This is a genomic window from Nostoc sp., from assembly GCF_036916735.1.
Lineage (GTDB): Bacteria > Cyanobacteriota > Cyanobacteriia > Cyanobacteriales > Nostocaceae > Nostoc.
On sequence record NZ_JBALFV010000055.1, the window covers coordinates 1 to 17362 of the forward strand.

Annotated in this window: 15 protein-coding genes; 6 read left to right on the top strand and 9 right to left on the bottom strand. The window is 42.6% G+C overall.

Features of this window, described 5'->3' with window-relative positions; translation table 11 throughout:
- A partial coding sequence (locus V7L20_RS13990; protein WP_334744663.1) for a hypothetical protein occupies positions 1-267 on the bottom strand: 267 nt, incomplete at its 3' end.
- 131 nt (positions 268-398) lie between these two features.
- On the opposite strand from V7L20_RS13990, the gene gap reads away from it, so the two are divergent.
- Positions 399-1442: a type I glyceraldehyde-3-phosphate dehydrogenase gene (gene gap, locus V7L20_RS13995; protein ID WP_334744664.1), complete on the top strand. Its 1044-nt coding sequence runs from the start codon at positions 399-401 to the stop codon at positions 1440-1442.
- 26 nt (positions 1443-1468) lie between these two features.
- Here gap and V7L20_RS14000 read toward each other — a convergent pair whose 3' ends face one another.
- A complete protein-coding gene (locus tag V7L20_RS14000; RefSeq protein ID WP_334744665.1) occupies positions 1469-1666 on the bottom strand; it encodes a hypothetical protein in 198 nt (65 codons plus the stop codon).
- Positions 1667-1906: 240 nt separating this feature from the next.
- Between V7L20_RS14000 and pyk the strand changes: the two genes are divergently transcribed.
- Together pyk and V7L20_RS14010 are read left to right on the top strand one after the other, a co-directional pair.
- The gene (gene pyk / locus V7L20_RS14005; protein ID WP_334744666.1) at positions 1907-3337 is read left to right on the top strand and encodes a pyruvate kinase; all 1431 of its coding nucleotides are present in this window, start codon (positions 1907-1909) and stop codon (positions 3335-3337) included.
- A 264-nt stretch (positions 3338-3601) separates the two neighbouring features.
- A complete protein-coding gene (locus V7L20_RS14010) occupies positions 3602-4606 on the top strand; it encodes a transaldolase (protein ID WP_334744667.1) in 1005 nt (334 codons plus the stop codon).
- Positions 4607-4837: 231 nt separating this feature from the next.
- Here the strand turns inward: V7L20_RS14010 and V7L20_RS14015 are convergent, their stop codons facing one another.
- Positions 4838-6157, bottom strand: a complete 1320-nt coding sequence (locus V7L20_RS14015; protein ID WP_334744668.1) for an amino acid permease — start codon at positions 6155-6157, stop codon at positions 4838-4840.
- Between the two features lie 1035 nt (positions 6158-7192).
- On the opposite strand from V7L20_RS14015, the gene V7L20_RS14020 reads away from it, so the two are divergent.
- Entirely contained in the window at positions 7193-7816 is a 624-nt protein-coding gene (locus tag V7L20_RS14020; protein WP_334744669.1) for a hypothetical protein, read from the top strand.
- 87 nt (positions 7817-7903) lie between these two features.
- Here the strand turns inward: V7L20_RS14020 and V7L20_RS14025 are convergent, their stop codons facing one another.
- Positions 7904-8872 carry a threo-3-hydroxy-L-aspartate ammonia-lyase gene (locus V7L20_RS14025; protein WP_334744670.1) on the bottom strand — a complete coding sequence of 323 codons (969 nt, stop codon included), beginning with the start codon at positions 8870-8872 and terminating at the stop codon, positions 7904-7906.
- Positions 8873-9083: 211 nt separating this feature from the next.
- Here V7L20_RS14025 and V7L20_RS14030 point away from each other — a divergent pair, with 211 nt between their 5' ends.
- The gene (locus V7L20_RS14030) at positions 9084-9896 is read left to right on the top strand and encodes an SDR family NAD(P)-dependent oxidoreductase (RefSeq protein ID WP_334744671.1); all 813 of its coding nucleotides are present in this window, start codon (positions 9084-9086) and stop codon (positions 9894-9896) included.
- A gap of 646 nt (positions 9897-10542) precedes the next feature.
- On the top strand, positions 10543-10743 hold the full coding sequence (locus tag V7L20_RS14035) for a heavy-metal-associated domain-containing protein (protein WP_334744672.1): 201 nt from the start codon (positions 10543-10545) through the stop codon (positions 10741-10743).
- Between the two features lie 365 nt (positions 10744-11108).
- On the opposite strand, the gene aroF is transcribed toward V7L20_RS14035, so the two are convergent.
- The 5 genes from aroF to trpA all read right to left on the bottom strand — a co-directional run bounded on the left by aroF (position 11109) and on the right by trpA (position 17181).
- Positions 11109-12209 (bottom strand): 3-deoxy-7-phosphoheptulonate synthase, encoded by a 1101-nt coding sequence (gene aroF / locus V7L20_RS14040; protein WP_334744673.1) that lies wholly within the window; start codon positions 12207-12209, stop codon positions 11109-11111.
- A gap of 254 nt (positions 12210-12463) precedes the next feature.
- Positions 12464-13564 carry an anthranilate phosphoribosyltransferase gene (gene trpD / locus V7L20_RS14045; protein WP_334744674.1) on the bottom strand — a complete coding sequence of 367 codons (1101 nt, stop codon included), beginning with the start codon at positions 13562-13564 and terminating at the stop codon, positions 12464-12466.
- A 60-nt stretch (positions 13565-13624) separates the two neighbouring features.
- Positions 13625-14866, bottom strand: a complete 1242-nt coding sequence (trpB, locus tag V7L20_RS14050; RefSeq protein ID WP_334744675.1) for a tryptophan synthase subunit beta — start codon at positions 14864-14866, stop codon at positions 13625-13627.
- 50 nt (positions 14867-14916) lie between these two features.
- Complete coding sequence (locus tag V7L20_RS14055) at positions 14917-16170, bottom strand: tyrosinase family protein (RefSeq protein WP_334744676.1); 1254 nt, start codon at positions 16168-16170, stop codon at positions 14917-14919.
- A gap of 183 nt (positions 16171-16353) precedes the next feature.
- On the bottom strand, positions 16354-17181 hold the full coding sequence (trpA, locus tag V7L20_RS14060; protein WP_334744677.1) for a tryptophan synthase subunit alpha: 828 nt from the start codon (positions 17179-17181) through the stop codon (positions 16354-16356).
- Between the last annotated feature and the right edge of the window lie 181 nt (positions 17182-17362).

Genomic DNA, 17362 nt, shown 5'->3' on the forward strand with positions numbered 1-17362 from the left:
CTTTTTACTCGACAGTTGAGCCTTTTTACTCGACAGTTGAGCCTTTTTACTCGACAGTTGAGCCTTTTTACTCGACAGTTGAGCCTTTTTACTCGGCAGTTGAGCCTTTTTACTCGACAGTTGAGCCTTTTTACTCGACAGTTGAGCCTTTTTACTCGGCAGTTGAACCTTTTTACTCGGCAGTTGAGCCTTTTTACTCGGCAGTTGAGCCTTTTTACTCCTCTTTCTGTTCCATTCTCCCTGCCCAATCCCCAATACCCCAATCATTAAAATATGCCAAGTAAATATCCCTTAGCTGACTGAGACTGTCACGATCAAAGAGTAAAGAGTAAAAGGCAATCTATTTTGACTTTTAACTTTCTCCTTTTATTCAACTTTCCACAAGGGTAGGTTTAATCTTGACTAAATTGAAGGTTGGTATCAATGGCTTCGGTCGAATCGGGCGACTTGTGCTTCGCGCTGGCATCGATAACCCTAACATTGAATTTATAGGCATTAACGACCTAGTACCACCAGATAACCTCGCTTACCTATTAAAGTACGACTCAACCCACGGCAAATTAAAGTTCAAGGTTGAAGCCAAGGAAGATGGTATCCTCATTGACGGACACTTCATTCCTTGCGTGTCGGTGAGGAACCCAGCAGAGTTACCTTGGGGACAATTAGGCGCAGATTATGTGGTGGAAGCTACCGGACTTTTCACTGACTACCAAGGAGCCGCAAATCACTTGCAGGCAGGTGCAAAGCGAGTGGTAATTTCCGCTCCCACTAAAGATCCAGATCGAGTTACTACCCTCCTAATGGGTGTAAATCATCACTTATTTGACCCCAGCAAAGATATAATTGTATCTAATGCTAGTTGCACTACAAACTGTCTAGCTCCTATAGCTAAGGTCATCAATGACAACTTTGGGTTGACCGAAGGGTTAATGACCACAGTCCATGCCATGACTGCTACCCAGCCAACCGTAGACGGGCCCAGCAAGAAAGACTGGCGGGGTGGTCGAGGTGCAAGCCAGAATATTATTCCCTCTTCCACAGGCGCAGCTAAAGCCGTAGCACTGGTTTTACCAGAATTGAAGGGTAAATTGACTGGTATGGCATTACGAGTTCCGACTCCCGATGTCTCTGTAGTTGATTTAACTTTCAAAACTGCCAAAGCCACCAGTTACAAGGAAATCTGTGCTGCGATGAAGGAGGCTGCCGCAGGTTCACTAGTGGGTATCCTGGGTTACACAGATGAAGAAGTAGTTTCCACAGATTTTCAAGGCGATACCCATTCCAGTATCTTTGATGCAGGTGCTGGAATTGAGTTGAATTCCAACTTTTTCAAGGTAATTGCTTGGTATGACAACGAGTGGGGCTACTCGAATCGCGTGATTGACTTAATGTTGTCTATGTCACATAAAGAACAACTCGCACCGACAGTTGCTGTGGTTTGATTGGTCATTAGTCACTTGTACTGAGTTTACGGTGAGCGCAGTCGAACTGCGACTTGCCCTGAGCTTGTCCTGAGCTTGTCCTGAGCGTAGCCGACTTGTGCCGACTTGTGCCGAGCGACTTGTACTGAGCGTAGTCGAAGTAAGCCGAGGTAGCGACTTGTACTGAGCGCAGCCGAAGTAAGCCGAGGTAAGGGCGCAGCCTCTTGTAGAGAAGTATTGGTCATTGGTCATTGGTCATTGACTTTTGACCTTTGACTTTTGGGATTTGGGTCAAATGGTAAATACCGTGAAAACAAAACGCCATCTAGTATTTTTATTTAGCAAACTAGTGATATGAAGCACATGTAAATTTGGATGCGAAGTCTCTTAATTACGAATTAGATTGCCGAGCGAAGCCGAGGTACTAATTACGAATTGGTATAAACCATCCAAATTTGCAGGTTACTCCTCAACCCCTAATCCCTATGCGTCGAACCAAAATCATTTGTACTGTTGGGCCGGCTACATCTGCACCCGAAAAGCTGCAAGCTTTAGTAGAAGCTGGAATGAATGTGGCGCGGCTGAATTTTTCCCACGGGGCTTATGAATTTCACGCCCAAACTGCTCACTATCTCCGGCAAATTAGTACTGAGCAGCAAAAGCCGATCGCAATAATGCAAGACCTGTGTGGCCCGAAGATTCGTTTGGGAACTTTACCACCAGAAGGGTTAAATCTAGAAGCTGGTAGTGAAGTCACCTTTGTTTTGCAAGAAAAGGGTGAGAGTATCGACGAACTACCTTTACCATTGCCGACTTTGTTCGCAATGGTGCGACCAGGCGAACCGATTTTGATTAATGATGGTCGCGTCAAGTTGATTGTTAGCGATCGCGATGCCGATCGCATTCGGGCCCAAGTAAAAATTGGCGGGTTAATTTCTACGCACAAAGGCGTAAACTTACCACAAACTCCTTTACCTGTTAATTCCATCACTGAAAAAGACTTGCTGGATCTGCGCTTTGGGATTCAGTTAGGTGTAGACTGGGTGGCGGTGTCCTTTGTGCAATCGCCACAAGACTTAGAACCAGCCAAACGTATGATTGAAGCAGCTGGTGCTTCCATCCGCTTAATTGCCAAAATCGAAAGAGCAGAAGCAGTAGAGAACTTTGACTCCATTCTGAACGTTGCTGACGCAATTATGATTGCTCGTGGCGATTTAGGGGTAGAAGTGCCAATTCACGAAGTACCCTTAATTCAAAAAGACATTATTCGCCGTTGCAATCGTGCTGGCAAGCCAGTGATTACAGCCACCCAAATGCTAGAGTCGATGATTAGCGCACCTGACCCCACCCGCGCCGAAGCCACCGATGTAGCCAACTCCATCTTAGATGGAACAGATGCGGTAATGCTTTCTGGTGAAACAGCTGTCGGACAATATCCTATCGCCGCCGTCGAGATGATGCACAATATCGCCGTGCGGACAGAACAGGCTCTAGATGAGGGTAGCAAACATGCCTGGTGTCATGAAGCAGGCAGTCTCAGCGTCACTGAATCTGTAGCAGAATCCGTGTGTCGCATCGCTTATGAAACAGGCTCACGAGCAATTCTCTGTAACACTACATCAGGAAGTACGGCGAGAATGGTGTCTAAATATCGCCCAACTTCTCCGATTATTGCCCTCACCTCTGACATCACTGCTTATCGCCAACTAGCGCTTTCTTGGGGTGTAGAAGCTTTGCTGATCCCACCAGTCCACAATGCCGAAGAGATGTTTACCAATGTGGTGAACACAGTTGTAGACATGGGTCTAGCCAATAAGGGCGATAAAGTAGTAATTACCTCTGGTGTTCCAATTGGTAAATCGGGAACAACTAGTTTAATCAAAGTGCATTCCATTGGACAGCCAATTTCGGCATAAGGCACTTAGAATAGGGCAGTGGCTCAAGATAGTAAGCAAAATTGGGCAATGATCAAGAAAAATTGCCAGAATCAGAATTGAAGGAACTGGAGACTGAGGACTGGTGATTGGGGACTAGGGACTAGGGAGACAAGGAAATAAATAACTCTTGTACAGACAAAGATTTTTCGCGTCTCTACTCCTGACTCAGCACTCAGCATTCAGCACTCAGCACTAATTTGGTGGGGAATAAGTAAATCCCAAACAAACATCACGGAGTATTTTATGTCTAAGAATTTACTGGAACAATTGCGACAAGTGACTGTTGTGGTCGCAGATACAGGGGATATCCAGGCAATTGAAAAGTTTAAACCCCAAGATGCTACCACCAATCCTTCGCTGATTACTGCTGCGGCGCAAATGCCAGAATATCAGCAAATTGTTGATCAAACTTTACTCCAAGCGAAGAAAGATGCTGGAGCCAAAGCCACCCAAGCACAGATAGTTTCTCTGGCTTTTGACCGTTTAGCAGTTGCCTTTGGATTAAAGATTTTGCAAATCATTCCTGGTCGTGTATCTACGGAAGTGGATGCTCGTTTATCTTACGATACCGAAGCTACCCTGACTAAGGCACGGGACTTAATTGCTCAGTATAAAGCTGCCGGAATTGGCCGCGATCGCGTGTTAATTAAAATTGCCAGCACCTGGGAAGGCATTCGCGCTGCGGAAATTCTTGAAAAAGAAGGTATTCACTGTAACCTTACCTTGTTGTTTGGTCTTCACCAAGCGATCGCCTGTGCAGAAGCTGGCGTTACTCTAATTTCTCCCTTCGTTGGCCGGATTCTTGACTGGTACAAAAAAGATACTGGACGCGATAGCTACCCAGCAGCCGAAGATCCAGGAGTTTTGTCAGTCACTAAAATCTACAACTACTACAAGAAATTCGGCTATCAAACCGAAGTTATGGGAGCTAGCTTCCGTAACGTTGGTGAAATTACTGAACTCGCAGGTAGTGATTTGCTAACTATTTCCCCATCACTTTTGGCTGAATTGCAAGCAACAGTTGGAGAACTGCCACGCAAACTTGACCCGGCAAAAGCAGCAAACTTGGAAATTGAAAAGATATCCGTTGACAAAGCTAGCTATGACAAGATGCACGCTGCTGACCGCATGGCAACTGACAAACTAGACGAGGGGATCAAAGGTTTCACCAAGGCATTAGAAGACCTTGAGAAACTTTTAGCAGACCGACTAGTTCGCCTTGAAGGAGAGGTAGTCGCAGCTCATTAGAACGTAACGATAGTTAGTGGTTAGTGGTTTAACCACTAACCATTCGTTACTTACAATCGGTTCGCTCATTTGAAAAGCTATAGGACTCCTATTTGATTGCGTGAAAAAACTCGCTCTCAACTCGAAAAGGCTGATTCCCTACTCTCTACTTACGCAAAGAAGTTCAGAAATCAAATCGGATTGCTATTGAAGAGGAATTAATGCACTGTAAGGCTTATGCAGCTTATTAATTTAGATAAGATTGTAAATTGACAAAACTTGTCTTCCTATCATGGCTAATGCCACACCAACCATGACAATGAGTGTCACCTTCCCACCAGGAACGAGTGGTTGATTTATGCTATTTGAGTTTTCTTGTTCTTGACGCTGTTTCCAACTCATTAATGCCGGAATAATTCCACCTAGAACTGAAATACTAAATGTTCCAGTGTAATCTAGGGCAGTAAAAAAGATGCTGGGATTGAGCGTTCCAAGAGTCATTGGAGGCAAAAGAACTAGCGAATAGAGGGGTAGGCGACTAGAAAGTTTGCTCTGTGCATTAAAGAAAATATCTTTGAGCAAATCCAGCAATCCGTACACAAATCCAATAAATGATGTAACAATCGCAAACTCTGAAAAAATGGATACTAGCACTCCTAACCATTGCCCCGCACTACCTCCTCGGAGAATTTGTAGTGGATCAAAAACACTGGTACCATCAGAAGTGTTATGTAGCATATCAGGACTGACGCTTCCTAAAATTACGGCATTCCATGCCAAGAACATAATTAGAGGAATTACAGAACCAATAAAGATGGACTGACGAATTTTGCGGGCATCCCCTTCGAGTTGCTTCACAATTAGCGGCACAACGTTTTGGAAAAACAACGCCACAGACATCACTGAAATGGCACTGCCGAGGGCACTCCAATTTTGAAATAACAGTTGGGTACTCTGAATATGCCTTCCTCCGAGAAATAATAGTCCTAAGAAGGAAACGATGACAATTCCGACAAAGGCGTTGTTTAATTTCTCAATAAACTTTTCTCGCCCAAGATACATAATGCCACCAAATAAGAGCGTGAAAGCCATCGTTCCCACCCATGTAGGCAATATCTGCATACCCCAAACTTTTGCCGCCGCCGCTCCTAAAATCTCTCCACCTTGGGTGATGTATGCCACCAACAGAGCATAGTGCATGAATAAATATGCACCGCCAGCAATTCGCGCTCCCAGCTTACCAAGAATTTTCTCAACAACTCCTAAAAAACCTATACTCGGATGCCCTTCTGTTCGCATCGTGTTCAAGGTAACTTCTGCAACCAATAACCCTGAGACTAAAGCGTAGAGCCAAACAGCAATTAGTCCAGATGTGGATGGTACAATACCAGATGGTAAGGTAACGGCTGGTAGGGCGAGAATCCCAGCCCCAACTGTGGTTCCAGCAATCAATGCAGTACTTCCCAATATACTACCGGGTTGATGATTGAGTTTTTTTCCATCAAATTCGAGATGAGAAAACAACCGAGTGACTTGCTCTGAATCTTGGAGAACAGTCTTTATGAGAACCATAGTGAATATTCGTACTTAAACCAAAAAGTTAATATTAACATATGTAAAGAATATATAAATATTTACAGAAACCCTGATAAGTATCTGGTTTTAAAACCCTTGCTCGTTGATGGCGGCAATGACTGTGAGCCTTCATGCAGTGGGTGATAGAATAAGTGCCGTTGGATTGTACAGTGGTTTTGCAACCAGAGCAAACCAAGTTATTTGTGTTACTCAAAGAAAACTCCCTTGTAGTCGAGCGCACTTATAAGAGAGCTGATGGGGTGTCGTCGATTCGTCAGAGACTATAAGTTATTGCCCGAAACATCCCCGAAAAATTAGAGACCTTTATCTACCTTGCCATGATCCGTCTTCTAGTGAGGCGACTGGCATAAAAGTTGACTCCTCAAAACTTTTCCAACACCCTCTAATCACCATTTCTCTAATATTTTATGCAACTAGTACCGCAAGGCAAAAGTCAAAAGTCAAAAGTCAAAAGTCAAAAGTTAACACTGAGCGGACTTGTACTGAGTTTAGCCCGAGCGGACTTGTACTGAGCGTAGTCGAAGTAGCCGAGGGGCGTAGTCGAGGAGCGTAGTCGAAGTAGTCGAAGTGTCAAAAGAATTGTATTCCGGGCTTTTGCGCCATTTGAAATGGTATGTTTATTTCCGCCGCGTCGTACTATATATAAAAATAATTCATTCAATATCAACAAATAAATCATTGAAGTCGTAAATAAATAAATTTATACTAGTTTTTGGGGCTTATTAACAAAGTGTATTAACTAACATTGTCTAAAATTTGTTTAATCAATAATTAGAGGCTATTTATCAAGTAAATCTATACTTTGTAACTTGCTCATAAGATGGCAATACCCACTACCTCAAGGTTTTCAGGGTATTACCCACTATAAAATACTTATATTTTTTAAAAGTTAAACCGAATTTTTACATTAGGTAACTTTGTTATTTTAATCAAAAAAGGACAACTATGTTTGGTTCACGTATAGGCTGCCTGATTACTGCGACCTTAACTATAGTCAGTTTAGGCTCAAATATGCAAATTGCAAAAGCACAAGATAATTATAATAATTATACGTTTAGTGTTGACTATAATACATTTGTCACTTTTGACCCAACCTTCAGACCAGACTTAGGAATTATTAGAGCAACTATCAAAGGTGAAAGTACCAAACCGGCTCCTTATGGGTTGGATTTCTTTCTTAGTGATGACTATGGCAAACTTGAGCCTATTGAAAATCCATCAATTAATAAATATACCTTTAACTCCAACCCAAGCGTGTTTGGTTTAGAGGGAGAACCCGCATTTTCTGATAGGTATTATGGTGGTGCTAACGAATTATTTGGCAAAGCAAGTGACAGCGCTGAAATTAATTTTGCCGAAGGCTTTATCAAAGGTGGTGGTACTATTACCATCTTTGGGGGAACAGGTTTATTCCAAAATGCTACAGGTACAATCACTTTTAGTGAACAAGACCAACTTAATTCCTCTGGAACCCCTTCTCAAGGTTTAGCTAAACTGAATTTCACCTTGCAAACTCCTCAAGAGGTTCCAGAACCAACGGCGACTACAAGTTTAATTGGTATCAGTTTAATTGGAGCAAGTTTGGTAATTAGCCGACGCTATAAAAAAAGTTCTTTATCCAGGATAATCAATTAAATATGGAACTATTTAGAAGACCCGCCTATCAAATTCACGACAAAACCATACATAATGAACCTGGAAACAATGTTTTTAATTACAATCCTACAGAGAAAATAATTTACAAACTTGCGCCAAATCTACATTTCCACCGCTAATGATGATACCAATTCTTGCCTCTGGTGCTTTCACTACACTTTCGAGTAAAGCGGCAGCAGCGAGTACTCCGGTGGGTTCAACGACAATTTTCAGACGTTCCCACAAGAATAACATGGTGCGAAGAATCGCTTCTTCCGATACTGTCACCATATCATCGACGTAATGCAGCACTAAGGGAAAAGTAATTTTACCAAGGCTAGGAGTTCGCGCACCATCAGCGATGGTATCAGGATTTTTGACTGTTTGCAGAATTTTGGTCTGAAAAGAGCGGGTAGCATCGTCAGCAAGGGCTGGTTCTACGCCAATGACTTTACAATTGGGTAAAAGTGCTTTGGCTGCGATCGCACACCCGGAAAGTAATCCTCCACCACCACAACTAACTAATAATAAATCCAATTCACCAACTTCTTGGATCAATTCTAAAGCAGTTGTTCCCTGTCCAGCGATGACATGGGGATGATCGTAAGGGGGAATGAGTGTCAAAGAGCGATTATATGCTAATTTTTGAGCTAATTCTTCCCGGTTTGTTTCTTGGCGATTGTACAAAATTATCTCTGCACCATAACTACGAGTAGCAGTTTGTTTGACAACAGGTGCATCATCAGGCATGACAATGGTGGTGGGAATATTTAGTAATTGTCCAGCTAAAGCGATCGCTTGGGCATGATTTCCTGATGAATAGGTGATAACGCCTGTCTGTTTTTTTGCTACCGATAGTTGAGCTAAAGCGTTGTACGCACCTCTAAATTTAAATGCTCCGGTGCGTTGAAAATTTTCGCACTTAAAGAATACTTGGCTATTGGTGCGATCGTTAACAATTTTAGAAGTCAGCACAGGTGTACGGTGGGCAATCCCTAAAATTCGCTCTTGTGCTGCTTGCACGTCAGTGATGGCAACGGAATTATGCTGTGGCATTGATGACGATATTAAATATTTTTTCTCTTGTTTATATAGATACAGATTTTTATATTTGTGCCAAATATGCTTGATTGAAACATACTCATTTCAGGTGGATAGCATCATTATTTATTGTCTGCATAAAAATAGCTACAGTAAATATTATATATTCCTGTAGCTATTTTTATAAAACTTAAATTAGTTAACTCACGTTTGCCATTTTTTTAGCATGAATAAAATATCTGAAATTCGGCAAAAAAAAACTGTTCTAATTACAGGAGCAGCTAATGGAATAGGCTATCAATTAACCCAGATTTTTGCTCTTCATAGTTATAATCTTGTGTTAGTGGATAAGAATGAACAAAAACTTACTGAAATTCTAGATGAATTTCCCGAAAAATTTGGCATTTTTGTGAAAATTTTTGCTCAGGATTTATCTATACCAACATCTCCAGAAGAAATTTTCACAGAACTACAGCAAGCATCCATAAAAATTGATGTGCTGATTAACAATGCTGGCTTTGATACTTATGGAGCATTTAACGAAACAGACCTCACCACTGAACTGAAAATGCTCCAGGTAAATATAGTGAGTCTAACTCATTTAACTAAGTTATTCCTCAAGGATATGGTAGAGCAAAACTATGGAAAAATATTAAATGTAGCCTCAGTTGCTGCTTTTCAACCAGGGCCTCTAATGGCAGTCTATTTTGCTACTGAAGCCTATGTATTATCATTTTCCGAAGCGATCGCTAATGAATTAGAGGGTACAGGTGTCAGCGTAACTGTTCTTTGTCCAGGGCCAACAGCATCGGAATTTCAACAAACATCAGCAATGGAATATTCAAAAATTCCTAATGTTAACAAAATGATGGATACGCAAACCGTTGCTAGGATTGGTTATCGGGGCTTAATGAAAAACAAAACTGTTGTTGTTCCTGGTATGAGAAATAAGATATTGACTGAAAGCGTAAGATTTACACCCAGAAATTTAGTAACAAAAGTCATGAGAAGTATACACGAACTCAAAAAAAATAGGTAGCCTTGCGGCAGGGGGAGCAAGGGGAGCAGGGAGCAAATTCTCCAGTTCCCCGAATTCCAACTTGAGATTCGGGGTTAGGGGATAAGGGCAAAACGTCCTCTCAAAGCAGATTTTTTCTTAAGTTGACACCAATGTACATCTCTACAAGGATTCTGGATAACGCATATTTAATTTCACCCAATGTCTAATATATGCCACAAGATAGGTGCTTTCTGGATATATATATGCTTTTCAAGTTGGGCAGAACTACCTGGAGCATAAAAATAGTTAAAAATTACAGATAAAAGGTTTTGTGACTTACGTATAAACGTTTGTATGTTCAGGCAGTGCTATTTGAACAACTATGTCGAACAAGACCGCCTATAGGATAATCTACAATCTCTAGTGAAGTCTTCAAAGCAAACAAATAAAGCGGGTTTTTTGAAGTTAGTTATACTAAGTGAATTTTCACAAGTTAGCTTATATATTTAGCATTTAATTTAGTCGGATTATCTATAAATAATCTCAGTAACTATTTAAGCATAGCTATTCTTTATTACTATCTTTGGGATTCCCAATTCCCTGACTATAGTAAGATGTGCGCTCACTACCTCAACCGTTATTATATTTATGAAAGAAAAATCCAGTTGACGGAAAGAGGTAAGTAATGACAATTAAATTGAAAGTTCCAGATATCAAAGGTGATGAGTGCGCCAAGAAAATAACTAAATCTATTCAGACTATGGAATCTGATGCCAAAGTAGATGTGGACGTTAATGCAAAAACCGTAGCTGTAGACACTGCGGCTTCTGAAGAGACAATTAAACAGATAGTTCAATCTGCAGGTTATACTATCGAGGGCTATTAATTACATTTCTAAATTTCTGAAGAGATTTAGATGGAGTAATTTAGCCAGCATAATTGCTTAGTCATATATTCGCCGGGTTTACGGGCCAGGGCGAACGCATGGTATTTCAGAAAGCCTACTGGATAAGGATCTTGACGAAAAAATAGGCTAAATTATAAAACGCTCAAAGCCTTGTTATTAAGAGATTCTTGTACTTTAGATGCGTTTGCCCCGGTTTACGGGTGGAGTATTATTAATTACTCTACTTAATAGAGAGTTTAAAGCGCAGGTAGTTTATGAAAACCAGATCAACAGATTCTTTTGTGTGAAAAATTTGTTGATCTGGTTTAGCCGTTTGCAAAAAAGTGTCTCAGATTACGGTCTGTCTACTTTGAGAGTTCTGGCGTGAAGAGAATGCGACTTTCACCAATGCTACCAAATGCAGGTATAGACCAGCGATCAACCACTTTACCCAGAATTGACATTTCTTGAACTAAGCGGTCAAATTTATCAGGGGTGAGAGATTGCGGCCCATCAGATAAAGCTTTTGCGGGATTAGGATGAACTTCAATCATTAAGGCATCTGTACCAGCTGCGATCGCAGCCATTGCCATTGATGGAACATATTCAGACCTACCAGTACCATGACTAGGATCAATCATAATCGGTAAATGGGTGAGCGATCGCAACACCGGAAGCACCGATAAATCTAAAGTATTCCGAGCATATTTGCCATCAAAGGTTCTGATTCCGCGTTCACAAAGAATCACATTTGGATTTCCAGATGCCAAGATATATTCTGCTGCCATCAACCACTCGTCAATTGTGGCAGACATCCCCCGCTTCAGCAGCACGGGTTTATCTTGAGCGCCTACCTTTTTGAGCAGTGAAAAGTTGTGCATATTCCTAGCTCCGATTTGGATTATGTCAGCTGTTCTTGCTACTGCTGATAAATCGGCAGCATCCATCAATTCTGTGACGATACCCAAACCAGTAGCTTCCCGCGCTGCTGCTAACAAATCTAAAGCGCTTTCACCATAACCTTGAAAGGCATAAGGTGAAGTGCGGGGTTTGTAGGCTCCGCCACGCAGAAACTGTGCTCCTGCTGCCTTCACCCGCTTTGCCGTTTCGACAATCATCGCTTCATTTTCAACGGAACAAGGCCCAGCTACCACTACAATCGGATGATGTTCGCCAAAATAGACATCACCGTTAGGTGTCGGTACAACAACCTCGCTGGCTTCTCCATGTCGGAATTCTCGACTTACCCGCTTGAAAGGTTGTTGCACCCGTAATACTTGCTCAATCCAAGGGCTGAACTCTTGAACCTGTAATTTATCGATGCTAATGGTATCACCAATTAGCCCTAGCACAACTTTATGAGTGCCAACGCTTTTTTCTATCGTAACTTTCCAAGTTTCACTCACTTCTTGACTGATGCGAGTAATTTCCTCAACAGGTGTACCGCTTTTAAGTATGATAATCATCTGTTTTTCCTTGTGTATAGTTTGGGTGGACTAATCTTTACAGGTCGATGCACTGGCATTGCGGGTCGATGCATTGACATTGCAGGTCGATGCATTAACATTGCAGGTTGATGCATTAACATTGCGGGTCGATGCATTGACATTGCAGGTCGATGCATTGACATTGCAGGTCGATGCATTAACATTGCAGGTTAAGGTGTAGGGCAGCTTTAGAATATTTGCGTGTACACCGTAGCCTTGTAGGAGAAGTTCGTCTAGCGCAAAAATTCCGCAAGTTGTTCAAGTTTTGTCCAAGCCGCACCGCTTTGCAGAATTTCTTTGGCAAGGGCAATACCTTTAACACAACCTGCTAATATATCAGTCTCCCCGTGAATGGCTTCACCAACTTGGAGTGCGAAGGCTGTATTTAAAGCGACTACATCCTGCTGCGCTTGAGTGCCTTTACCTTGGAGAACTGCCTTCAAGATTTGGGCATTTTCTAGAACATCTCCACCGCACAACGCCGCAGTCGGTGCAAAACTCAAACCAAGTTCTTGAGGATTAAGGGTTAGAGAACGGACTTTTTTATCTTGGAGTATAGCTAAGTCAGTGACATCTGCCAAACCAGCTTCATCTAAGCGTTCCCGTCCGTGGAGTGCGATCGCTTGCTGACATCCCAATTGGGATAAAGCTTGAACAATTTCCTCTAGTAAAAGCGGATCGTTCACACCAATAATTTGCCCTGTCGGACGCATGGGATTTACTAGCGGGCCGAGCAAGTTAAAAACAGTCCGCACCTTTAAAGTTTTTCGCAAAGTAGCGATCGCTTTAAGTGCAGGATGCCAGCCGGGAGCAAACAAAAAGGTGATTCCAACTTCACCCACTGCGGCTTGCACTTTTTCAGGAGTAGCGTTGAGATTTATACCTAAAGCTTCCAACACATCAGCCGAACCAGTTTTGCTAGATGCCGAACGATTGCCATGTTTGGCAACTTTTACCCCGGCGGCGGCGGCAACAAAGGCAACAGCAGTAGAAATATTAAAGGTTGAAGCGCCATCTCCACCAGTTCCGCAGGTGTCAATTAAGGGGACTGGAGACTGAGAAAACTCTTGCCCAGTCCCTAGCCTTTGGGATTGTAAGATGGTGGCCATACCGACTAATTCTTCGGCGGATACGCCTTTGACTTGAATTGCGGTTAAAATCGCTCCTGATAGAACATGAGGAATGGCATTGGTAAGCCAACCCTGCATTAAATCCGCAGCTTGGGAAACCGTCAACGATTGCCGATTCAGCAACTGTTGCAATAAAGCTGGCCAGTTGTAGAACTCAGAAGGGATGGAGATGTTCTCAGGTGGATTTTGAGTTACAGCGATCATATTGGTTATTTGTCATTAGTCATTTGTCATTTGTCATTAGCAAAGGACAAGAAGAGAAAATTAAGGAATCAGGACTTTCGCTACAGTTTGCACGTCTTTGTCACCTCTGCCGGAACAGTTGATGACGATGCGGGGGTTGCCTTCTAATTGAGGACAAAGGGTTTCGAGATATGCGATCGCATGAGCAGTTTCTAAAGCTGGGATAATCCCTTCAAGTTGCGAAAGCCTTTGAAATGCTTCTAAAGCTTGTTTATCGGTAACACTGTAATATTCGGCGCGGCCAAGATCCATTAAATAACTATGCTCAGGGCCAACGCCAGGATAATCTAATCCGGCACTAATTGAATGGGCTTCGATGACTTGACCATCATCATCTTGCAGTAAATAGCTCATTGCACCGTGCAACACACCTATTTTCCCCTTTGTCAAGGTAGCAGCGTGTTTTTCTGTATCTACACCTTCACCCGCCGCTTCTACTCCGATTAAGCGCACCGAAGGTTCATGCACAAATTCATGAAACAAGCCGATCGCATTGGAACCTCCACCCACGCAAGCCAGTAGAATATCTGGTAATCCTCCCCATTTCTCCTGGGACTGAGCGCGAGTTTCTACACCAATTATCGCGTGGAAGTCACGGACAATCATTGGGTAGGGATGAGGCCCTGCAACAGAACCCAGGATGTAATGGGTTGTTTCTACATTCGTCACCCAATCCCGAATTGCTTCGGAAGTTGCATCCTTGAGAGTTCCTGTACCTGCCTCAACTGGACGAACTTCTGCGCCCATTAACTTCATGCGAAACACGTTCAGGGCTTGGCGTTCCATATCCTGGACGCCCATGTAAATTACACATTTCAAACCAAACCTCGCACATACAGTTGCAGTGGCTACGCCGTGTTGTCCTGCACCTGTCTCAGCAATCACCCGTTGCTTGTTCATGCGTTTAGCGAGTAACACCTGAGCCAAAGCATTGTTGATTTTGTGAGCGCCTGTATGATTTAAATCTTCACGCTTTAAATAAATTTGCGGCCCTGTGCCATCTGGTTTAGCGTAGTTTTTTGTCAAGCGTTCAGCAAAATATAATGGGCTGGGTCGTCCTACATAATCACGCATTAAGTTTTGCAGTTCTGCTTGAAAACTCGGCTCATTGCAATATTGATTATATGCCGCTTCCAATTCACTCAATGCAGGCATTAAGGTTTCGGGAACATACTTACCGCCGAATTTTCCAAACCTGCCTAAAAGGTCAGGTCGCACAGACGTAGTTAGAATCGTAGCGTTGATATCTTGGATGCTTACCATTGTTGAAAATCCTTTTATGTTCAAGTATTTTTTACTTTCGCTGTAACTTTTTAGAACTTCTGCCACAGATAAAATTCTTTTCGCGTTTCTTTTTCACGGGTTTCGTAGGTATAGTTGAGTTCCCTGTGATTCAAAACGTCTATAGGGCGTACCAAATCTTTAGAGTCAAAATTTGGTAATAGAGATAGTAAATCTCCTAATGCCGTAGCTTTCGGGGTAGACATACCACCGTCCCAAGGCCACATTAGGTCTTTAAGATTGTGTCCATAAGGTTGACTATGACCATCGGCAGGATAAAAATTGCTACCTTGATGACCGTTTTCTTGCCATTCAGCCCAGAGGCGGTCTACGTTGGCATGATGCAACCAAAACACTGGGTCATAAGGCGAACTTGGTATATTGCTCATAGTACCCAAGCCCTTAAACTTTACAGGTCTTGTGCTTGCGTCTATCTGCACCCCACCAACTAAACCATGAATATAGTTATGGATAAATCCTCCTGGGGTGACTTTACCCTGGTCATCTACAGAGATAAATCCTTCCATAGCAGGGCGAAATAGAGAATAGTCATTAAGACTCAAGGCACGCTCAATATCTTTTTTAGGTACTGGGTAATCACTGGCTGGAGGTACTCGTAGAAAGCGGACAAGTGATGTACCTAATGATGTGTTGGTATCTAGGTCAATATTTAATGCTGGATTCATAACCCAGCCATTTGCAGCAGAAAAAGCCCCAGGCACAGGTCCGCCTGTAAAATTGCCCTGATTTGGAATTTTGATGGTTACTCCTTGACCGTTAGAACCAAGAAAATCATCGTTAAAAACCACATCAATTGATTTGGGGTCAGTCCAATCCCAGTAGGGGAGAGTAACGGTTGGGTCTACTGCTTGCAGAGCTTGTTCAAATCTACGAATATATTCTCGATGCCAAGGGAAAAATGCGGCATTTTCATGAGCAAGTTCTTGAACAGAACCATTGGAATGTCCTTTATGGTTATGAATCAAGCGTGTTGCTCCTATATGTATGGCAACGAATTGGTCGTAAATACTGACCTTGCTACCTGCGGGAATTGTAGTTTTTAAGGTTTTGATAGCTTTGACAAAGGCTGTTTTCTCTGCTGATGTTAGGTCAGTTACGTTCTTTCTTACAGCTATGTGAGCGTATTGTCCTGGAAAATTATAATGCCAATGGTATTTGTATTGTCCGTGGTCAATGCGATCATGGGCGAAGACTGTAATAGCACAGGTGCTAACTAGAAGTAGGCTATAAATTAATATTTTGACGGATTTCAGCAGGAGTTTCATAGCCAAGATTTCCTTTGTATTTCTTCCTTTGCACCCTTTGCGACGGCAGTCGCTCATGGGGGATACCCCCATCGCCCTTGGCGTCTCCCCTTGGGAGAAGATCGCGCTGCCTCCCCTTTGCGGTTTGTTATTCTTTATCGAACCACAGAGGCGCAGAGAACGCAGAGACAGAAAAAAGCTTTCTTATTTTGCGGAACCAACTTGTTGCAGGGATACTGGAGTAATAGCTGCTTTCAGTTCCTGACAAAGCTTTTCTACAGCTTGCAATCCTTCTGTGGGGGTACTTTCAGATAAACGTTTGACGAAGGCGCTACCAACAATCACTGCGTCTGCACCCCATTCTTTTACTTGATGTGCTTGTTCTGGCCCTGAGATGCCAAAACCAACGCCGATGGGTTTATCGGTGGCGCTTCGCAAATCTTTTAATAAATACTTTACCCGGTCTTGGATTTGAGCGCGGATACCTGTAACGCCTGTAACACTCACCAGGTAGATAAAACCCTGAGATTGATGAGCGATCGCTTCAATTCTATCTCTAGAACTGGTAGGAGCTACGAGTAAAATTACCTCAATTCCGAAAGATACAGCAGTTTGGATTAATTCTTCTGCTTCTTCTAAGGGCAAGTCTGGTACTACTAACCCTTGTACGCCAGCAGCAGCAATTTTTCCTAAAAATGGCTTAATACCTCGGTGCAAAATAGGATTGTAATAAGTAAATAGAATTATCGGCGCTTTTAGGCTAGGAATCACTGTGTGCAACATCTCTAGCACTTGCTCTAATTTCGTGCCTTTTTGCAAAGCGCGGGTTGCTGCTGCTTGAATCACAGGCCCATCTGCCAGAGGATCGGAGTAGGGAACACCCAACTCGATGAAGTCAGCGCCGTTACGATCTAAGATACGTAAAGCCTCGGCAGTGGTTTCTAAATTAGGATCGCCTGCTGTGATAAAAGGGATTAAAGCACACTGTTGGCGATCGCGTAAAGTTTGAAAGGAAGCGGAGATAGAAGTCATTCTAAAAAATGGTTAATGGTTAGTTAATAGTTCTGGAATAATCAATACTTAACAATTAGCAATGTTCACCCAACACTTTTTGTCGTCGAGTCTTTGATACTCGTGAATGAGTCTTTTAGCTCCGTTAACGAGTCTTTGATACTCGTGAATGAGTCTTTTAGCTCCGTTAACGAGTCTTTGA